This window comes from Streptomyces ambofaciens ATCC 23877, from assembly GCF_001267885.1.
Taxonomy (GTDB): Bacteria; Actinomycetota; Actinomycetes; order Streptomycetales; family Streptomycetaceae; genus Streptomyces; species Streptomyces ambofaciens.
Map to the genome: position 1 here is coordinate 6,631,055 of NZ_CP012382.1, position 16,506 is coordinate 6,647,560.

General features: G+C 67.1%; 29 protein-coding genes. 28 read left to right on the top strand and 1 reads right to left on the bottom strand.

The window, feature by feature from the left end; all coding sequences use genetic code 11:
* The first annotated feature begins 81 nt into the window (after nucleotides 1–81).
* The 21 genes from SAM23877_RS39715 to SAM23877_RS29255 all read left to right on the top strand — a co-directional run bounded on the left by SAM23877_RS39715 (nucleotide 82) and on the right by SAM23877_RS29255 (nucleotide 13,231).
* Nucleotides 82–234 (top strand): hypothetical protein, encoded by a 153-nt coding sequence (locus SAM23877_RS39715; RefSeq protein WP_159042017.1) that lies wholly within the window; start codon nucleotides 82–84, stop codon nucleotides 232–234.
* Between the two features lie 100 nt (nucleotides 235–334).
* A complete protein-coding gene (locus SAM23877_RS29185; RefSeq protein ID WP_244903023.1) occupies nucleotides 335–619 on the top strand; it encodes a hypothetical protein in 285 nt (94 codons plus the stop codon).
* Nucleotides 616–795, top strand: a complete 180-nt coding sequence (locus tag SAM23877_RS29190) for a hypothetical protein (protein ID WP_053139494.1) — start codon at nucleotides 616–618, stop codon at nucleotides 793–795. The genes SAM23877_RS29185 and SAM23877_RS29190 overlap by 4 nt, the downstream gene beginning before the upstream one ends.
* 94 nt (nucleotides 796–889) lie before the next feature.
* On the top strand, nucleotides 890–1,411 hold the full coding sequence (locus SAM23877_RS29195) for an HNH endonuclease (protein WP_079030509.1): 522 nt from the start codon (nucleotides 890–892) through the stop codon (nucleotides 1,409–1,411).
* A gap of 74 nt (nucleotides 1,412–1,485) precedes the next feature.
* Complete coding sequence (locus tag SAM23877_RS29200) at nucleotides 1,486–3,894, top strand: phage/plasmid primase, P4 family (RefSeq protein WP_244903024.1); 2,409 nt, start codon at nucleotides 1,486–1,488, stop codon at nucleotides 3,892–3,894.
* The gene (locus SAM23877_RS38055; protein WP_079030510.1) at nucleotides 3,891–4,394 is read left to right on the top strand and encodes an NUMOD4 motif-containing HNH endonuclease; all 504 of its coding nucleotides are present in this window, start codon (nucleotides 3,891–3,893) and stop codon (nucleotides 4,392–4,394) included. Before SAM23877_RS29200 ends, SAM23877_RS38055 begins: the two co-directional genes overlap by 4 nt.
* Nucleotides 4,387–6,357 (top strand): DNA polymerase, encoded by a 1,971-nt coding sequence (locus tag SAM23877_RS29205; RefSeq protein WP_063796797.1) that lies wholly within the window; start codon nucleotides 4,387–4,389, stop codon nucleotides 6,355–6,357. The genes SAM23877_RS38055 and SAM23877_RS29205 overlap by 8 nt, the downstream gene beginning before the upstream one ends.
* A gap of 101 nt (nucleotides 6,358–6,458) precedes the next feature.
* The gene (locus tag SAM23877_RS42160; protein ID WP_079030511.1) at nucleotides 6,459–6,731 is read left to right on the top strand and encodes an HNH endonuclease; all 273 of its coding nucleotides are present in this window, start codon (nucleotides 6,459–6,461) and stop codon (nucleotides 6,729–6,731) included.
* A 303-nt stretch (nucleotides 6,732–7,034) separates the two neighbouring features.
* Nucleotides 7,035–7,394: a DUF7169 domain-containing protein gene (locus SAM23877_RS29210; RefSeq protein ID WP_053139500.1), complete on the top strand. Its 360-nt coding sequence runs from the start codon at nucleotides 7,035–7,037 to the stop codon at nucleotides 7,392–7,394.
* On the top strand, nucleotides 7,363–7,584 hold the full coding sequence (locus tag SAM23877_RS29215) for a hypothetical protein (RefSeq protein WP_159042018.1): 222 nt from the start codon (nucleotides 7,363–7,365) through the stop codon (nucleotides 7,582–7,584). The genes SAM23877_RS29210 and SAM23877_RS29215 overlap by 32 nt, the downstream gene beginning before the upstream one ends.
* A gap of 160 nt (nucleotides 7,585–7,744) precedes the next feature.
* Nucleotides 7,745–8,515: a sigma factor gene (locus tag SAM23877_RS29220; protein ID WP_053139506.1), complete on the top strand. Its 771-nt coding sequence runs from the start codon at nucleotides 7,745–7,747 to the stop codon at nucleotides 8,513–8,515.
* 37 nt (nucleotides 8,516–8,552) lie between these two features.
* A complete protein-coding gene (locus SAM23877_RS40355; RefSeq protein WP_167355243.1) occupies nucleotides 8,553–8,699 on the top strand; it encodes a hypothetical protein in 147 nt (48 codons plus the stop codon).
* 58 nt (nucleotides 8,700–8,757) lie between these two features.
* The gene (locus SAM23877_RS29225; RefSeq protein WP_053139509.1) at nucleotides 8,758–9,750 is read left to right on the top strand and encodes a hypothetical protein; all 993 of its coding nucleotides are present in this window, start codon (nucleotides 8,758–8,760) and stop codon (nucleotides 9,748–9,750) included.
* Between the two features lie 47 nt (nucleotides 9,751–9,797).
* Complete coding sequence (locus SAM23877_RS29230) at nucleotides 9,798–10,295, top strand: hypothetical protein (RefSeq protein ID WP_053139512.1); 498 nt, start codon at nucleotides 9,798–9,800, stop codon at nucleotides 10,293–10,295.
* A gap of 129 nt (nucleotides 10,296–10,424) precedes the next feature.
* A complete protein-coding gene (locus SAM23877_RS29235) occupies nucleotides 10,425–10,760 on the top strand; it encodes a hypothetical protein (RefSeq protein ID WP_053139516.1) in 336 nt (111 codons plus the stop codon).
* Between the two features lie 143 nt (nucleotides 10,761–10,903).
* Nucleotides 10,904–11,185 (top strand): hypothetical protein, encoded by a 282-nt coding sequence (locus SAM23877_RS29240; protein ID WP_053139519.1) that lies wholly within the window; start codon nucleotides 10,904–10,906, stop codon nucleotides 11,183–11,185.
* 2 nt (nucleotides 11,186–11,187) lie between these two features.
* Nucleotides 11,188–11,337, top strand: a complete 150-nt coding sequence (locus SAM23877_RS39720; RefSeq protein WP_159042019.1) for a hypothetical protein — start codon at nucleotides 11,188–11,190, stop codon at nucleotides 11,335–11,337.
* Entirely contained in the window at nucleotides 11,334–11,531 is a 198-nt protein-coding gene (locus SAM23877_RS29245) for a hypothetical protein (RefSeq protein ID WP_053139531.1), read from the top strand. Before SAM23877_RS39720 ends, SAM23877_RS29245 begins: the two co-directional genes overlap by 4 nt.
* An 11-nt stretch (nucleotides 11,532–11,542) precedes the next feature.
* Nucleotides 11,543–12,169: a hypothetical protein gene (locus SAM23877_RS29250; protein ID WP_053139532.1), complete on the top strand. Its 627-nt coding sequence runs from the start codon at nucleotides 11,543–11,545 to the stop codon at nucleotides 12,167–12,169.
* Nucleotides 12,170–12,207: 38 nt separating this feature from the next.
* Nucleotides 12,208–12,354, top strand: a complete 147-nt coding sequence (locus tag SAM23877_RS39725) for a hypothetical protein (protein ID WP_159042020.1) — start codon at nucleotides 12,208–12,210, stop codon at nucleotides 12,352–12,354.
* A gap of 247 nt (nucleotides 12,355–12,601) precedes the next feature.
* Nucleotides 12,602–13,231 carry a hypothetical protein gene (locus SAM23877_RS29255; RefSeq protein WP_053139534.1) on the top strand — a complete coding sequence of 210 codons (630 nt, stop codon included), beginning with the start codon at nucleotides 12,602–12,604 and terminating at the stop codon, nucleotides 13,229–13,231.
* 49 nt (nucleotides 13,232–13,280) lie between these two features.
* Here the strand turns inward: SAM23877_RS29255 and SAM23877_RS29260 are convergent, their stop codons facing one another.
* Nucleotides 13,281–13,478 carry a hypothetical protein gene (locus tag SAM23877_RS29260; protein WP_053139536.1) on the bottom strand — a complete coding sequence of 66 codons (198 nt, stop codon included), beginning with the start codon at nucleotides 13,476–13,478 and terminating at the stop codon, nucleotides 13,281–13,283.
* A 386-nt stretch (nucleotides 13,479–13,864) separates the two neighbouring features.
* On the opposite strand from SAM23877_RS29260, the gene SAM23877_RS29265 reads away from it, so the two are divergent.
* From SAM23877_RS29265 to SAM23877_RS29295, 7 genes are all read left to right on the top strand, one after another.
* On the top strand, nucleotides 13,865–14,062 hold the full coding sequence (locus SAM23877_RS29265) for a hypothetical protein (protein ID WP_053139538.1): 198 nt from the start codon (nucleotides 13,865–13,867) through the stop codon (nucleotides 14,060–14,062).
* Complete coding sequence (locus SAM23877_RS29270; RefSeq protein WP_053139540.1) at nucleotides 14,059–14,451, top strand: hypothetical protein; 393 nt, start codon at nucleotides 14,059–14,061, stop codon at nucleotides 14,449–14,451. The genes SAM23877_RS29265 and SAM23877_RS29270 overlap by 4 nt, the downstream gene beginning before the upstream one ends.
* A 101-nt stretch (nucleotides 14,452–14,552) precedes the next feature.
* Complete coding sequence (locus SAM23877_RS29275; protein WP_053139542.1) at nucleotides 14,553–14,888, top strand: DUF6409 family protein; 336 nt, start codon at nucleotides 14,553–14,555, stop codon at nucleotides 14,886–14,888.
* Between the two features lie 95 nt (nucleotides 14,889–14,983).
* Nucleotides 14,984–15,172: a hypothetical protein gene (locus SAM23877_RS29280; protein WP_159042021.1), complete on the top strand. Its 189-nt coding sequence runs from the start codon at nucleotides 14,984–14,986 to the stop codon at nucleotides 15,170–15,172.
* On the top strand, nucleotides 15,160–15,339 hold the full coding sequence (locus tag SAM23877_RS29285) for a hypothetical protein (RefSeq protein ID WP_053139545.1): 180 nt from the start codon (nucleotides 15,160–15,162) through the stop codon (nucleotides 15,337–15,339). Before SAM23877_RS29280 ends, SAM23877_RS29285 begins: the two co-directional genes overlap by 13 nt.
* Before the next feature lie 86 nt (nucleotides 15,340–15,425).
* Nucleotides 15,426–15,758 carry a hypothetical protein gene (locus SAM23877_RS29290; RefSeq protein WP_053139547.1) on the top strand — a complete coding sequence of 111 codons (333 nt, stop codon included), beginning with the start codon at nucleotides 15,426–15,428 and terminating at the stop codon, nucleotides 15,756–15,758.
* Nucleotides 15,759–15,838: 80 nt separating this feature from the next.
* On the top strand, nucleotides 15,839–16,486 hold the full coding sequence (locus SAM23877_RS29295) for a DUF2637 domain-containing protein (RefSeq protein WP_053139549.1): 648 nt from the start codon (nucleotides 15,839–15,841) through the stop codon (nucleotides 16,484–16,486).
* Nucleotides 16,487–16,506: the final 20 nt, after the last annotated feature.

Genomic DNA, 16,506 nt, shown 5'->3' on the forward strand with positions numbered 1-16,506 from the left:
AACAAGCGTTCCATCCGTTGAGGTTGTACGACACACGCACCGGGTATGGCATGCGCATATGCGCGGGGGAAGGGGCTCCACATGGCGGACGAACAGCGCGGACACCTGACGTACGGCGGGCAGACGTGGGAGGTCGAGACGGCGCCCGTCTTCGTCGACGAGGACGGGGACTCGATCCTCGTCGAAGTGTGGGTCAAGAGAGGTGAGTCCATCGGCAAATCCAGCGAAGGCTAAGGGCACCGCGTGGGAAACCGCGTGGACCAACTACATCCGCGAGCACCACAACCCGGCGGCCCATCGAAACGTACAGATGGGCCGCGCGGACATTGGTGACGTGTCGGGCTACTACCTCCATGCTGCGGAGCTGAAGGCAGAGAAGTCGATCACGCTCTCCGACTACATCGCGCAAGCCAACCGCGAAGCCATCCACGCCGGCCAGCCCTTCGGCTGCGCGGTGGTGAAGCGGCGGATGAAGGGCACCGCTGACGGCTACGTCGTGAGGGACGTGGGGACGGATGTCAGGCTGGTGAATCGGCTGCGGGACATGGAGGAGGCGCTCCAGGACGTCGACTACGACCGATGGAGCGACCTCGACACGGAGCACAGGGAGGCAGCGTGAAGACGCGGATCGAGTTCACGGCGTTCCTCGACGTCGAGGGCGCCTCAGACATGAGCCCTGTCGACGCTGCCGACTGGGTGCGTAAGGCGCTCCTGTACGGCGACAAGCATGCCGACGGGTGGACCCTGCACGGCTCAGATCTGCGCATGGTCGAAGCCGTCGGCGACGACGAGTAGCCGCGTAAAACGACTCACGCGGCAGCACCGCTAAGCACTGACACAAGGGGCGTCCTCCGGGGCGCCCCTTCCGCATGCACGAGAGGGGAGAGGGATGGGCGGGATCAGCTTTGCTCCGGTACCGGGAGCTAAACGCGGTTACTACGTCGACAGTGAGGGCGGGGTTTACGGTCCCCGCGGGCAGATGAAGCCCACTCCTCGGTGTGGGAAAGTCAGGAGGCGCCAGCGGGGGCACGGGTACCTAGCCTTCACGTACCGAGCCCCTGATAACCGGCAGCGGACCAAGAACGTTCACCGGGCCGTCTTCGAGGCGTTCCACGGTCCTGTGCTTGCGGGCCTTCACGTTCGGCATCTAAACGGTGATGAGACGGACAACCGCCTCAGCAACCTTGCGGCGGGGACACCGACGGAGAACGTTGCGGATTCATACCGGAACGGCGCCCGGCACAACGGCGAACGGCACCCGCGTGCGCGGCTGACCGATGCACAGGTTCTCAGCATCCGCACGGAGTACGCGGAGGGCGAGACAAGTTACCAGCGACTCGCGGACAAGTACGGCGTCACGAAGCAGCAGATCTACGCAATCGTCAAGCGGAAGCAGAGGAGGGACGTCTAGTGCGGCTTTCGGAGATCCTGGGGCGACTTGCGGGGGTCGAAGAAGACCACGACGGGCACCTTGCCTTCTGCCCCGTGCACGCTGACCGCAACAACCAGAGCCTGAAGCTCACGCTGAAGGAGGACGGCAAGCTCCTCCTCGTCTGCCGCACCGGGTGCCCGAAGGGCGACGTCCTGGAGAGGCTCCGAATGCGGGAGTCCGACCTCTTCGACGTCATCAATGACCTGGGCGCGTCGACCATCAGCGCGAAGGCACCGGAGAGCGTCGGCCCGGGGGAGATAGCCGGCCTCCGCATGTTCGTCGACGAGACGTCGGCCGCCCTGGAGCCGGAGTCGGAAGCGGCCTCCTACCTCTTCGACCGCTTCGGCATCACGCTGGAGACGGCGGAAGACCTGGGCGTCGGCTACGCGGCTCCCGGGCCTCGTCCTCAGCCGTGGCTCTCCCGCGGCTTCACCCGGTACCCGCGACTGACGGTCCCGCTCGCCGGCTTTGACGGAGTGGTCCGCGGCCTCCAGGGGCGCGACCTCTCTGGCAAGTGCCCCGCCCGGTGGGTCTCCCTGACCAACGTGGACGGCAAGCAGTGGGCGAAGTACGGCGTGATGAGGAGTGGCGCCGGCTACGACACGGTCCTAATTTGTGAGGGTCCTGGCGACGCTCTGACGGCCGTCGGCGCGGGCTATGACGCCGTGGCCATCCGCGGCGCTGGGCTCGCCCGTAACGCCGCTCTGGTGGCCGAACTGGCGGACGGCCTCCGGGACCTGGACGTCGTCATTGCCGGCGACCGGGACCGTGCCGGCGCAGGCTTCACCGACTCCCTGGCCGTGGCCCTCGTCAAGGCGGGCGTCATGGTGCGTCGCCTGGAGATCCCGAACGACGGCGACGACCTCACCGACTGGAGGGAGCGGGACGCGGAGGCCTTCCCCGGGCAGCTCCATGCCGCCGTGCGTGCGGCCACCGTCGTGGAGCTGGAGGAGACGAAGGCGGAGCCTGTGAAGGAGGACGCCGACGAGGAGGCAGACGTCTCCGCCACGGACGCCGCCCTTCAGACGATGTCCCAGTCCGCGCGGGAGGCTTTCGACCTGACGGACGTGGGCATCGCGGTACGCCTCCGCGACTACATGGCCCGCTCTGGCGGGGGAGTGCGCTACGCGAGCGGACTTGGCTTCCTCGTGTGGGACGGCAAGGTCTGGGCGCCGGGGAACGACGAGGTGCGGACGGCGCTCCTTCAGATGGGCGCGGAACTCATCGCGTCGGGCGACGACGGGGCGCGGAAGATCGCGCTACGAGCGCTGACCAACCGGGCCATCGAGGACATCATCAAGGTTCTGCCGTCGGTGCCCGGAGTCCCGGCGTCGGCCGCGGACTTCGATTCGGACCCGGAGCTTCTGTCCGTCGCCAACGGGACCGTCAACCTCCGCACGAAGGAGCTGCGCCCGCACGATCCCGCGGACATGATCACCCGTCGCCTTGACGTCGCGTACCGACCGGGCGCGAAGGCGGAGAGGTGGCTCCAGTTCCTCGACGAGATCTTCCCCCATCACCCGGAGCTGCCGGCGTACATGCGACGGCTCATCGGCTACGGAATCACCGGGTCGACGGCGGAGGAGTGCTTCGTCTTCCTCCACGGGGACGGCAAGAACGGGAAGTCGAAGTTCCTGGGCGCGCTCATCGACACCTTCAAGGGCGTCACGAAGTCGACGGAGTTCAGCACCTTCGAGAGCCGCGTCGGCGTCGGCCAGGCGTCACCGGAGGTGGCAGCGCTCCGCGGGGCGAGGCTCGTGACGGCGAGCGAGACGGAGAAGTACTCCCGTCTTGCGGAAGGGCTGATCAAGCAGTTGACCGGCGGTGATCCGGTGACGTGTCGGATGCTCTACGGCGCGCCGTTCACCTACGTGCCTAGCTTCCTCCTCCTCGTCGCCGGCAACTACAAGCCCGCCATCCTGAGCCAGGACTACGGAATTTGGCGTCGGGTGAAGCTCGTGCCCTTCGAAGCGTCCTTCCGCGGGGCGAAGGCAGACCTCAACCTTGCCGCCCGCCTCCGCGCGGAGCGGGAGGGCATCCTCGCGTGGGCCATCGACGGAGCCGCGGAGTGGTACGCGAGCGGCCTTCAGGAGCCCGACTCCATCGCCACGGCTACGCAGGACTACCGGGAGTCGGAGGATCGCCTTGCCGAGTTCCTCGTCGCCCGGTGCGTCGAAGAGCCGGGCACGCGGGTCGCTCCCATGGCCATCCGTCGCGCCTACCAGGAATGGGCGGAGGACGCCGGCCTGAGCCGGAAGGAGGTGCTCTCCGGCTGGGCGCTGGGCGTGGAGTTGGAGTCGCGCGACTTCGCGAAGGTCAAGCGCTCCGGGCGCTGGGGCTTCGAGGGGCTGCGACTGAAGAGCGACGAAGAAATCCAGGAGGCGAACGCAGCGGAGAACACGCCGGCCGACGAGCCGGGCGAGGACACGGACATCTTCAATCAGTCGAAGGAGGCAGCGTGAGCGACGAGTGGCGGGAGATACCGGGGTTCCCCGGCTACTTCGCAAGCAGCTCCGGGCGCATCCGGGGGCGGCGAGGTTGGGAGTTGTCTCCTGCGGTAGGGCGGGGCGGGTACGAGAAGGTGACCCTGTACGCAGGTGGGCGGAAGCAGAACGTGGAAGTACACCGGGCGGTGGCACTCGCCTTTCTTGGTCCGGACGAGGAGGGCCGCCCAGTTGTTGCACACGGCGACGGCAACCCGCGGAACAACACCCCAGGCAACCTCCGATGGGCAACGTACGCGGACAACGCCGCCGACCGTGACCGACATGGAAGAACTGCGCGCGTGTGTGGAGAGGACCACCGTTCCGCGAAGGTGACGGCGCACGAGGTACGAGGAATTCGCGCTGAATACGAGGAGGGCGTACTCACCCAAGCAATGCTGGGAGAGGCATACGGGCTCTCGCATCAGACCGTCTGGTCGATCATCCATCGTCAAAACTGGAGGCACCTCGATGCGTGAGGTCCGTGGATTGCTCGCAGGACGTCCCTGGACCGGTCACGTCCTGGAGCGCGTCGAAGATCTCCCTGCCTTCGTAAAGTGGGGCCTCCGCCAACGTGTCCCCGTTGCCGTGGATAGCGAGACGAAGGGGCTCGCTATCCTCAGCGGCGACCCGGAGTACATCCGTCTCGTGCAGATGGGCAACGAGGAAGAAGCGTTCGTCATCCCCGTCGAGCTGGGGGAGCCGTTCCGCGTTGCTGTCCGTGACGTCCTCCGCGCCCTGCCTCGCATCGTGGGGCACAACTACCACGCCTACGATGCGCCAGCGCTTCACGCGTATCTAGGCATGGACTACGACGAGCTGTGCCGTAAGGCCACGGATACCATGCTTCTGTCGAAGCTCGTCGACCCCCGCGCGGTCCACGAGGGTGGCATAGGAAGCTCGCTGAAGCCGCTCTCAGACCACTACATCGACCCGACGGCCGCCGATACACAAGGCGACCTCACGGCCGTGTTCCGCACGCTGAAGCTGACGAAGGAGACAGGGTGGGCGGGAATCCCGCTCTTCCACCCGACCTACGTCGAGTACGCCGCACTCGACGTCATCTTGACTGCACGGCTGCTCTCCAAACTGGAGGCGGAACTCCGTCGCTTCGGCGTTCCTCAGCGTCTCGTCGACTACGAACACGAGGTCGCCCGCATCTGCGGGCACATGCAGATCCGCGGCTTCCTTCTGGACCCTGACTACACCCGCCACCTGGCCGACGAGCTGAGGGAAGAGGAGGAGACCAACACCCGCATCGTCCGTTCCTACGGCGTGGAGAAGCTGGGCTCTCCGACTCAGATCGTCGAAGCGCTGCTTGGCATGGGGGAGTCCCTCATCATGCCCGGCAAGTCGGCGCCGGAGCGGACGGCCGGCGGAGCCATCAAGGCTGACAAGTCGGTCCTCTGTGCACTCGCGGACACCGACCTCTACGGCAAGCGTCTGCACATCCGCACCCCCAACCCGCTCGCCGTTGCCGTCATCAAGGCGAAGCGGGCGGCGAAGTGGCGCACGGCCTACGCGGACAACTTCCTCTCGACGGTCGACCGCAACGGCCGCATCCATCCGGGCATCCGGACGATGCAGGCGCGCACGGGGCGCATGTCCGTGACGAACCCCGCGGTTCAGACCCTCCCGTCGGGCGACTGGAAGATCCGCCGGGCGTTCCTCGCGGAGCCGGGGGAGCGGATCATCAGCGTCGACTTCCAGGCCGTCGAACTGCGCGTTCTTGCGGCCCTGGCGGGCGTGACGAAGATGAAGGAGGCCATCAACGCCGGCCGTGACCTCCACTCCTTCACGGCGGAACTCGTCTTCGGGCCCGGCTTCACGAAGAAGCACCGCAAGATCAGTAAGGCGATCGGCTTCGGCGTGGTCTATGGAGGCGGCGCCAATACGATTCAGCGCCAGACCGGCGCCCCGATGGAGGAGGTCAAGCGGGCCGTCGCCGCCTACCACCGGGCGTACCCGGAGGTGCGCCGGGCGGCGAACCGATGGCAGCGTGAGGCCTTCGCGAACGGCATGGTGACGACGTCTGTGACGGGGCGTCGCCTCCCGCTGGACCGGGACCGCACCTACGCCGTGACGAACTACCAGGTTCAGAGTGCGGCGCGGGACTGCTTGGGCCAGGCCCTCATCAACATGGACGAGGCGGGCCTCCTGCCGTACCTGCGTCTCCCCGTTCACGACGAGGTCATCGCGTCGGCACCGGAGCGGGAGGCGGAGGACGTCGCCCGTGCCATCGGTGAGTGCATGACGTTCAACCTCTTTGGCGTGCCCATCGATTCGGACCCCGACGTCAGCGGACAGAGCTGGGGGAGCCTGTACATGAAGGACCCGGACGACAAGTACCTCCCGGAGCTACTCATCGAGCACGACCCGTACTTCGCGAGCCGGCCGGAGGAGGCGCACCGCATGCGGGAGCCGGAAGCGGCGGCAGCGTGACCCCCGCACGTCTCACACCCCCGACCCTGGGGCGCACGACCGCAGTTGGCCGCACGGTGGCGGGATTCCGTCCCTCTGCCGTGCGGCCCGTGCCTCGTCCCATGCACACCACGCCCTCCCTGCGCCCGCCTGAGCCTCCGCTCTTCCCCTCCCGTCGTGACGTTCTGCGACGGTGGGAGGAGTCGGAGGAGTGGTCCTGTGCCTACTGTGACGCCGCGTTTACGCAAATGGTTGTAGCGGAGGTGGACCACATACGTCCGCTTGCGAAGGGGGGCGTTCACGACTGGGCCAACCTGGCGCCCGCGTGCGCCGCTTGCAACCGCGCGAAGGCGGACACGGATGTCGTGTCTTGGCTCGCACAAAAGCACAGGTGAGAGCCTCACCAACGTCACCTGCATAGTCACGCAAGGCGACGAAGAGGGGTGTGTGGAGGCTTCACAAGTCCTCCACACGGTCACAGTTCGGTAACGGGGATTGGTTGAACCATAAGACATGTCGACCGACATAACCGCAGGTGAGATTGGTCGACCGACATAAGTCGTTCAATCACGTGCTCGAACCGAAACGGACGTTACATCACATAGCGGTACAGACAACGGGGTTGATCCGGCCGCTTGCTCATTGCCTGTGGAGGTTGTGTGACTTACAGTCCTGATCACGCCACTGACGGACAACGGATGACCGATTTGATCGAGGCGCTGATTCAGGCGGCGCACGAGGTCAGGCAGTTCGTTTCCGCCTACGACGACGCAGTAACCATGCCGGGCAGGCGGCCCGACGTGGATGCGGACGGAACGGGCCGGACAGCAACGACCGGACCCTCCCGCCCAACGGAGGCGACGGCGCTGGACGGGCGCCGGCTGGCCCTCCGCACAGAACTGAAAAACGGCGCCGACTGGCTCGCCTACGCAGTAGCAGCGACTCGCGGCGTCTCCGCATCCATGGATCGCGCCCTCACCCATTGGGAAGGGGAGGACGTGACCCTCCAGCTCCCAGGGGGACAACTTGATCATCATGACGGGGCCGCAGGGCAGTGACGAAGAGGTCGGATTCCTGGCGGAGATGGCGGGGTTGCTGGGAGCTATCCCCGCGTTCGCCGCAGTACTCCAGTGGGCGACGGCAACAGCGCTCTACTGCCTCACCGGCTGGGAGAAGTGCCCGACGGCCGTAGCTGACGTGACGCTCGCGGAAGCCGCCGGCATGGCGATTCACTTCCTGGCCGCATGACACCCGCGTAAAACGACTCACGCGACGCCCCCGTTCCAGCGAGGGACGGGGGCTTTCGTGTACCTGAATCACTGTGTGACCCACGTCACAAAACATCAGCGTCACATCCGCCTCGGATTACGACACAACACAAGCACAAGGCACACACGGAGGAGTTCACATGAGCCGCGACCAGATCAACGCCGACCAGATCCGCGCCGCACAGGGTGGCAACAGTGACGCCATGTGGCAGATCGTCATGGGTCTGGACGCGACTCTCCGCGGCATCGTCCGCAGCGTCGCCCCGACGGCAAACGAGAAGGACGCGGAGGACTACCTCCAGGAGGCGCGGGTGGTCCTGATCCAGCGCATCAAGGACTTCGACTCCGACGCGTCGTCGGCATCGCTGATGACTTACGTCTATCAGGCAGCCCGTCGCGCGGTGACGGAGGCGCACATCTCCAACTCGTGCCCCGTCTCCGTTCCCGCATCGGCCGCGATCGTCGTCCGTCACCTCCTGTGGCGCCACGGTGGCGACGCGGAGAAGGTGTGGGCGGAGCTGGAGGAGCAGCGGAGCGCCACGCACAAGATCTCCCGGGAGATGTTCGTCTCGGTCATCGAAGCACTCGCGGAGGTGACGAGCCTCGACGCCCCCACCGGCGGAGAAGACGGCGACGGCTCCGGCCTCACGCTCTCCGACGTCCTCCCCGACCCCTTGTCGGAAGCCACCGACTCCATCGAGCGCCGCGACCTGGCCCGGTGGCTCATGACGCAGATCCCACAGCGCCAGGCATACGCGCTTCGCGCCTTCTACGGCGTCGGCATGACGAAGCAGGAGGACGCGGAAACGTGCGACGACCTGACCGTCAAGCCGGCCGCCCTCCGCAAGCTCCGTTCCCGCGGACTGTGCAGCGCGCTTGCCGTCGCAGACGCGCACGACGTGACCGCGTGAATCACACACCCAACCGAACCGAACTGGAGCAACGACCATGAACCGACTCCCCTCCCTCGACGACTACGACCTCTCCGGCGTCCGCCTCGACGAAGCCGCCCTCTGGGGTGACGACGTGCGCTACCTCGTGGAGGCCCGCAGCGACGGCGAGGCGTTCGACGGCTTCACCATCGACACCCTGTAGTACGCACCGCCGCGTAAAACGACTCACGCGACTCGAAGTTACGGACAGAGGAGAGAACATGACCGAGCACATCGCTACGTGCCGTTGGGCCGCCGCTGACCACCTGCGCGCGCAGGTTTCCGGCGACGCCGTGCACATCGAACACCGAACCAACCACACCATCAACGGCGACGTCTCCCTCCGCTCCGACGCTGCCCGCACCTTCGCCCGCGGCATCCTCGCCCTGGCCGACGAGATCGACGGGGGAGAGGCGGAGGAGGTGCCGGCCCTGAGTCGTACCCCGAAGGTTGGTGACCGGGTGCGTGTCGTGCGCAACGCCTACAGCTTCGAGGGCGCCGAGAACATCGGTCGGGTGGGGGTGCTGAAGGAGGTCACCCCCGAAGACGCCCAGTCGCACCGTGTGTCCTTCACGGACGACGCTTACGGCTGGTGGTGCGCGGAAGTGGAGTACGTGGAGAGCGCGCCGGCCGACTCCCGCCCGAAGGTGGGCGACCGGTTCCGCGTCACGCAAGACTTCCTGGAGTGCGCGGGTGTCCACGTCGGTGACATCGTCGCCGTGGGCGAACTGACCGGAGATGAGTCGTTCCGCACCACGCCGTGCGCCGACGGCCGACGGTGGCACTTCGGCTTCTCCAGCATCGGTGACGGCCTGGAGCCCGTCACCGACGAGCCGGCTCACCCCCTCGACGAGCCGGGACTCGCCGGCTGGGAGCGCGACCTCATCGAGAGCGCGTCGCCCCCTGCCCCGATCAAGGTCGGTGACCTCGTGACGATCGTGCGCGCGGAGTACAGCGCCCGCGACGAGGACGGCCGCACGGGCATCGTGGACGAGGTCGACGACAACGACGACCGCCTTCCATACCGCATCGTCGACGAGGCAGGCGACTTCGTCGCGTGGGCCGCAGAGGTTCGGAAGGTCGACGAGCCGGAGGACGCCACCCCCTCCCCCTTCGCCCGCTACGTCGACGAGGCGAAGAAGCTCCTCGCCGGCACCGACCACACCGGCACCGACGTCATCGCCCTGGCCCGGGAGCTGTCGGAGCACCCCTAGCCGCGTAAAACGACTCACGCGACACCAACCACACACGAGGAGAGACCGTGACTAGACACACACTGAGGTGCCGTGTAACCGACGGGGACTACGCGGAGGCGCACATCGACGCGGACGGCGACGTGCGCCTTGAGGTGCACATGGGTCAGCACACCTCCGCCTTCGTCTACGGCCGCCCCACAGAGTTCGCCGCCTTCGCCCGTGCCGTCCTGGCAGGGACGGGGGAGAGCGTGGAGACGCTGACCGACGGGTCGATCAATGTAGGTGACCGGGTGGAGATCCTCCCGTCCGCCAACAACACGACCACCGCTGGCCGTGTGGGAGTCGTCAGTAAGGTCGACCGTAGCGGTAACGACGACATGCCGTACCGAGTCGACGACGAGGCGGGCGGGTTCATTGCCTGGGCGACGCGAGTCCGCAAGATCTCCAGCGATTCCGCCACCTCCCCGCGCGCTGACTTCGTCTCCCAGGCCCGCGCCGCACTCGACGGCACCAACCCCACGGCCGCAGACATAGTCCGCCTCGCGGAGTTCCTGGCCGGCTGACGCGTAAGTCGTTTCACGCGACTTTCCCCGCAGGGGTTGTGTGGTCGACATAACCCGTGCCATAGTCATCACATCGCAAGGCACACACGGAAGGGGCGCTCCGCACGGGGCGCCCCAGGGGAGGACGTCATGGCACTCACCTTTCACCTGATCTCGTACCGCACCCTGTCGGGCGAGACAGGCGTGGCCCGGGTCGGTACCGACCGCACCCGCCCGGTCCGATCGGAGTGCAGGGAGCAAATCCCCGGCTTCCTCAGCGGATCGCACCTGGGGCCGGAGCCGACCCTCACGCTCACCTACGAGACGGAGCGCGGGACGCAGACGAAGACGGTCAGCCGCACCCTGCTGAACCGCAGCGTCGGCCGGCTCGTCGCCCGCGCTGCGGACCGGGGCGAAGCGTGGAACATCGCCGTCGTCGACGAGCGCGGGGAGGATGTCACCGACTCCGTCCCCTGCTTCGCCTGACCAACTAGCCGAAGCGCCCTCCGCGGCGCTGGCGCCCCGCATAGGCAAGCCCGACTACCCGGTACCCCCAGTGCCGGCGGGCGCGCGGTTCGAATCCGCGGCGGGGCACTTCACAGACCTACCGACTCACTAAAGGAGCAACCTTGTTCGAGATCTCCCGCATCGCCGACCTGCACCCCACGGCGATCACGCACAGCGCCCGTCAGCTCCGCCTAGTCTTCCCCAACGGCTTCGGCGCGTCGGTCATCACCGACGGATACGGCGCGGAGGAAGGGCTCTACGAGGTGGCCGTGCTGGACGCGGACGGGCACGTCACCTACGACACCCCGGTCACGGGCGACGTCGAGGGATACCAGACCTCCGACGAGGTCGCGGCGCTCCTGCACAGCATCGCGGTCCTGCCATCGTCCGCGCTGGAGCGGTGACCGTGAAGCACAACCCCAACGACTCCGCCATCCGCGCCGCCTTCGACCGCTTCCACACCACGGCGTCGACGTCCCGCAAGTCGGCCGTCGCCCAGCTCCACACCGACATGAAGCGCGCCGGGGGACCGGTGCCGCAGGAGGAGGAGAAGTGACCACGCAGTACGAGGAGCACTACATCGTCGAGCACGTCAAGGCGGAGGGGAAGGTCGACGTCGAGCAGTACGACAACCCGTCGGAGGCGATCGGGGCCTACAACGAGCTGGCCCGTGTGCTGAGTCGCGGAGAGAAGATCAACCTCCACCGGTACAGCTCCGTCGTGCTCGCCTCGTCCGCCCGCGCGAAGTAGGAGACCCGACCATGCCGAGGCCCTCCCGACTCCCGTTCCGCGCAGCCGTCGTCACGGCCTCTGCGGCGACCGTCGCTGCCCTGGCGTTCACCATCGCCCCCGACGCGCAGGCGCCCGACTACCCGCGTCTGTCCGACGTCGTCTCCGCCCCCGTCGTGACGCCCTCCCCGAACTCTCCGTCGCCGTACCGTCCGGAGCCGCGAGAGCCCCGTCAGACGACGCGGGACGAGCCGCGCAAGACACTGACGCCGACGCCCTCCCCGACGGTCGCGAAGCCGTCGAAGACGCCCGCCGTGAAGCGGCCCATCGCGAAGCCGCCGGCCGACATCCGCATCAGCTTCTACCGCGACTGCACCGGCCACGCTCAGCAGTGCATCGACGCCGGCACCCTGACGATGTACGCGGGCAAGATCCTGGCCGGCCACAACTACGACGGCTATCAGTGGCTCTCCCGCGTCCCCGTCGGCCGCACGGTCCGCGTCATCTCCGGCCCGCTCGCGGGGACGTACCGGGTCTACGGCCACCAGTACATCGACCGCCAGGGCGGCAAGATCCCGGCGTTCAGCGGCGGCCCGGACCTCGTGCTCCAGACGTGCGAGGGGGAGGGGACGGGGTTCTCGCTGCTACGTCGGGTCTGATCAACAGCCACGCCAACCACGCTCGTAGAGGAGCCATCATGCCCACCTTCGCCGACTCCCTTGATCAGTTCTTCAACGACCTCCGTGACGCCGGGGAATGCGAGTTCTGGGAGTGCCCGCGCACGGGTGCCCAGCCTCACGACCGTAACTGCCTGACGGGCAGTTCGACGGACGACGACGAGTAGGAGTCCACGTGATGATGCTCGGACGGTTCTGCCCCGACGGTCCTGGCGGCCGTGACTGCTACTGCTGCGGACAGCCGCCGGGGAGGGGGAGGACCCTTGCCCGTCGGGCGCAGCGCCGCAGGGAGCGGCACGCTTGGCGCAAGAGCGTGAGTCGTTTTACGCGAGTTGGCGAGTAGGGGTTGTGTGGTCGACATAACCCGTGCGATAGTCGCTACAGCGAAAGGCACTCACTCACGAAGGAGTCGAAATGAACCTCTGCACCTCCACCCGCCGCAAGGTCACCAAGCACTACGGCACCACGTGGGTGTTCGGTCAGCCGGAGTGCGGCAAGCCGGCGACGCACTTCCGCAAGACGGCCGACGACTCCGGCGCCTCCGGGTGGATCATCTACATGTGCGAGGAGCACGCGGGGGAGGGCTTCGAGGTCATCGCAGACGAGGAGCCGGCGGAGGCCGTCGAGCACCGGGAGACCACGGTCACCGTCGCGGGCGTCGACCGCGTCATCCGCACGGAGGTGGGAGGCCGTGTCCGCACCGTCAAGCAGCTCGAAGCGGCGCACACGAAGGCCGTAAAGGCGGCCCTCGTAGAGATGCGTAAGGCGAACCTGGCGGGCTTCCAGGAGGCCGCGAATGCTGCGGAGGTTAGCGCAAAGAAGAACCCCGGCTCGTGGTTCACTCAGGAGGACGCCAAGCGGGCGCGCAACATCGCTCGTCGGGCGGAGCGAGGGACCCTCTACTCCCACACCTCCCCGTGGGCGTCGGACCTGAAGCCGTTCCCCCCGGTCAAGTTCACGGACGAGGTCCCCGCCTACCTCGTCGAGATCGAGCCGGGCCACTACGCGACGGAGGAGGCCGCGGAGTCGCTCACCCTCTTCTAGACCCTTTGGAGCCCCTGTCAATTCCGGTGACAGGGGCTCTAGGCGCCAGTCACTTGCGCCTCCACCTGAAGACCGCGTCGACGAGGGAGCGGAAGTAGTCCCCCAGGGCGCGGATGATGTGGGGGCGAGCGTCCTCCGACGTCCCGCGCAGAGCAATGCGCAGGCCGATGATGCCGCCGGCTACGACGACGAGGACGCAAAGGACGAGGGCGAGCAGGACCCACGGCAGAGCTTCAGCGAACGACATGACGAACCCTTCGTGCCATGCCTTCGGAGAGGGCGCCGCCCCGTGGCGACGCTGCAACCTCAACGAAGGACAGTTGTGCCTGTCAGACACGGCGCCCGCTAGGCCGTGCTCCGCCGGAGCGGATTCGTTGAAGTCGATACTCCCGATCTTCGGTACTGCGGTACTGCGTTGCGCGGGCGGACAGGCATTGGCCACAACGTCTGTCCCTACGAGGGGCGTTCAGAAGCCCCATTCGTCCTCCGGGGAAACTGTCCCAGGGACGAGATCTTTCCAGTTTTCCGATGGCGCCTTTGGCGGCGACGCCTCTTCTCACTTTCCGGGGAGGACGGTAGCCCACGAACCTGGCGCCGTGTCAACTCAGCCACGAGGCACTCACAGGAGGAGCCATGCCCGTATTGACCATCCCCGCCCGCGACATCCGCCAGGGCGACCGCTTCAGCCTCCATGGCTTCCGCCGCACGGCTTCTGACGGAGCCTGGCCGTGGGGAGACCACAGCGTCAGCCTGACCTTCGAGGACGGAGGCTACGCCCTCGTGTCGGACGACACGGAGTTCGTCGTCAACCGCGACGGGGAGGCGGTGTGACGGAATACGACTACTACAACCCACCTCCGCCGGGGGTCCGCGTCTCGACGGACTTCGGCGACTACGCAACGTGCCATGCGTGCGGAGGGTTCACGACAGTGTGGCGTGACGGCTTGCTCGCCCTTCACGACCGGCCCCGGGCCGGCGGGCAGTGTCCGGCGTCGTGGTCCGCGGCGGATCTGGAGTCCGCGATAGCGCGAGACGACCGCCTCAACCCGGAGGAGGAGACGGCAAGCTCCTGGGCGTGGCGATGGGTCAGCATGTGCAGGGGCTACCAGACACTAAGCAACGGCAGTACGGAACACTGCTGGCACCCCATCTGCGAGGAGCGGAAGGCGAAGGGGATCTACTGGACGCTCTCCGGGTGGAGACGTCGCGACGTCGCGTGAGTCGTTTTACGCGATGAGGTTGTGTGGTCGACATAACCTGTGTCATAGTTAGGGCACCGCGAGGGACACACGGTCTCTCCCAAACCTCCCCGGAGGTCACCATGAACGCCACGACCAACACCATCGAGGCCGGCACCATCGTTCGCGCCCCGCGGGTCGTGGCGACCGTGTCCACCGGGGTCCGCAAGGGACTCGTTGTCGACACCTTCGGCGACTCGGCCTTCCTCGTCTGGTTCTACGGCGCCGGCGACGCCAAGACGGAGACCCGCCTCGTCATGAAGCGGGAGATGACGGAGGTCGGCAGCGTCGGTGACCTGTCGGAGCGGATGCTCTCCCGCCTCCTGGGCGGCATGACGGAGGACGGTCCGGCCCGCGCGATGGGCTTCAAGATCCACCGTCTCCGGGCGCAGCTCCGCTCCGCGCGCCGGGGCTACTGACCACCCCTCACCATGTGAGCCCCTGTCAATTCCGGTGACAGGGGCTCGCTCAGTTCTCGTTTGGAGGAACCATGCGCGACTACCGTCGTTTGATCATGGCTGAGGCCATCCGCCAGGGTGACTCACTGGAGTTCAAGGGCGCGCAGAGGGCGGTGAGCGAACCGCCCCGGATGGGCCGGTTGCTGCACCACGTCTTCGTGTCCTTCACGGATGGGGAGGAGGCCGTGTTCACGGCTTCCGACCCCGTCATGGTGCACCGGCAGGACGCGGCATGTTCCGCCTGACCTTCGAGGACGGCCTCTCCTTCCTCGTCGACGAGGACGCGCGGCTCCACTTCCTCCGCCTGGCGAAGCGCCGGGGCGACGAGCTGACCCGGGTCCGCGGAGGCCACGTCATCACCCTGGCCGGCCGACGGGTGCGACGGGTGGCGATCATTGCGGAAGTCGCGTGAGTCGTTTTACGCGACGGGGTTGTGTGGTCGACATAACCTGTGTCATGCTGAGGGCACAGCGTAAGGCACTAGCGAAGGAATTGGGCATGAGCACCGCAATTGAGACGGTCTCGAAGCTGGTAGGGAAGTGGGTCGCGGCTCGTGCCGAACTGGCGGAGATCGAGCGGGCGGAGCACCCGGACATCGTCGACCGCCACGGCCGCACGTGGACGTGGTTCGGGCGAGGTGACCTCTACCGGCACTGCGGCAACGCCGCTCCCGCATCCATGATCGACCAGTTCGGGCGCCGCCCGCAGGTGATCTTGGACAACCCGAACTACGACCTCTGTGACGTCTGCATCGACGGAAGGGTTCGTAACGCCCCCGTCTGCAAGCCGGAGTGGGACTGCTCGCACAAGTGGTGCGCGAGCCATCGCTAGGCACACTCGGAGCCCCTGTCAATTCCGGTGACAGGGGCTCCGGTTCACACTCACAACTCACGCACACTGAACGAGGAGCCATGAGAGCACTCCGCCGGCTGGACCCCCTTCTGATCCAAGCCATCATCGCCGCCGCACTCTCCTTCGCCCACATCCACGACATCGCGGAGGCTGCGGGACAGGGCGGATGGAAGGCGTGGGCCTACCCCGTCTCCGTCGACGTCCTCCTCGTCATGGCCTGGAAGCGCGTCAGGGAGGCGGAGGAGGGCGAGTCCATCGCCGCCGCGCGCCTGTGGTTCTGGCTCTCCCTGGCTGCGTCCATGAGCGCCAACGTGGCTACGGCCGGCGTGATCGACCTGGAGCACCCCCCGACGATGCTCCGCGTCCTCGTCGCCGCGTGGCCGGTGCTGGCGTTCTTCGGGGGTTCGCTCCTCGTCCACTCCCGCAAGGCACCCACGAAGGCCACTGAGGGGCCGCAGGAGGCCGCTGGAGAGCCTGCGGGGGAGCCGGTGGAGGAAGTGGTCCCGGAGCCCGTGGAGGAGCCCCAGAGGCCCAACCTCGTCACCTACGCGGAAGCGGCGGCCATGGCCGACGTCGCCCCCGAGACGATCCGCGGCGCCGCGAACGGCCCGAAGGCCCGACTGACGAAGTACGAGACGAACCAGGGACCGCGCGTCGACCTCGACGAGGTCCGTAAGGTCTACAGCAAGCGCCCTGCGGGCGTGTGAGGAGAGACGATGAAGCGTTA

Excerpts from the sequence above, each read along its gene's own strand:
- SAM23877_RS39715 (WP_159042017.1), top strand. The coding sequence starts at position 82 with ATGGCGGACGAACAGCGCGGACACCTGACGTACGGCGGGCAGACGTGG.
- SAM23877_RS29195 (WP_079030509.1), top strand. The coding sequence starts at position 890 with ATGGGCGGGATCAGCTTTGCTCCGGTACCGGGAGCTAAACGCGGTTAC.
- SAM23877_RS29205 (WP_063796797.1), top strand. The coding sequence starts at position 4,387 with ATGCGTGAGGTCCGTGGATTGCTCGCAGGACGTCCCTGGACCGGTCAC.
- SAM23877_RS42160 (WP_079030511.1), top strand. The coding sequence starts at position 6,459 with ATGCACACCACGCCCTCCCTGCGCCCGCCTGAGCCTCCGCTCTTCCCC.
- SAM23877_RS29210 (WP_053139500.1), top strand. The coding sequence starts at position 7,035 with ATGACCGATTTGATCGAGGCGCTGATTCAGGCGGCGCACGAGGTCAGG.
- SAM23877_RS29220 (WP_053139506.1), top strand. The coding sequence starts at position 7,745 with ATGAGCCGCGACCAGATCAACGCCGACCAGATCCGCGCCGCACAGGGT.
- SAM23877_RS40355 (WP_167355243.1), top strand. The coding sequence starts at position 8,553 with ATGAACCGACTCCCCTCCCTCGACGACTACGACCTCTCCGGCGTCCGC.
- SAM23877_RS29225 (WP_053139509.1), top strand. The coding sequence starts at position 8,758 with ATGACCGAGCACATCGCTACGTGCCGTTGGGCCGCCGCTGACCACCTG.
- SAM23877_RS29235 (WP_053139516.1), top strand. The coding sequence starts at position 10,425 with ATGGCACTCACCTTTCACCTGATCTCGTACCGCACCCTGTCGGGCGAG.
- SAM23877_RS29250 (WP_053139532.1), top strand. The coding sequence starts at position 11,543 with ATGCCGAGGCCCTCCCGACTCCCGTTCCGCGCAGCCGTCGTCACGGCC.
- SAM23877_RS39725 (WP_159042020.1), top strand. The coding sequence starts at position 12,208 with ATGCCCACCTTCGCCGACTCCCTTGATCAGTTCTTCAACGACCTCCGT.
- SAM23877_RS29255 (WP_053139534.1), top strand. The coding sequence starts at position 12,602 with ATGAACCTCTGCACCTCCACCCGCCGCAAGGTCACCAAGCACTACGGC.
- SAM23877_RS29260 (WP_053139536.1), bottom strand. The coding sequence starts at position 13,478 with ATGTCGTTCGCTGAAGCTCTGCCGTGGGTCCTGCTCGCCCTCGTCCTT.
- SAM23877_RS29265 (WP_053139538.1), top strand. The coding sequence starts at position 13,865 with ATGCCCGTATTGACCATCCCCGCCCGCGACATCCGCCAGGGCGACCGC.
- SAM23877_RS29275 (WP_053139542.1), top strand. The coding sequence starts at position 14,553 with ATGAACGCCACGACCAACACCATCGAGGCCGGCACCATCGTTCGCGCC.
- SAM23877_RS29280 (WP_159042021.1), top strand. The coding sequence starts at position 14,984 with ATGGCTGAGGCCATCCGCCAGGGTGACTCACTGGAGTTCAAGGGCGCG.
- SAM23877_RS29285 (WP_053139545.1), top strand. The coding sequence starts at position 15,160 with ATGTTCCGCCTGACCTTCGAGGACGGCCTCTCCTTCCTCGTCGACGAG.
- SAM23877_RS29290 (WP_053139547.1), top strand. The coding sequence starts at position 15,426 with ATGAGCACCGCAATTGAGACGGTCTCGAAGCTGGTAGGGAAGTGGGTC.
- SAM23877_RS29295 (WP_053139549.1), top strand. The coding sequence starts at position 15,839 with ATGAGAGCACTCCGCCGGCTGGACCCCCTTCTGATCCAAGCCATCATC.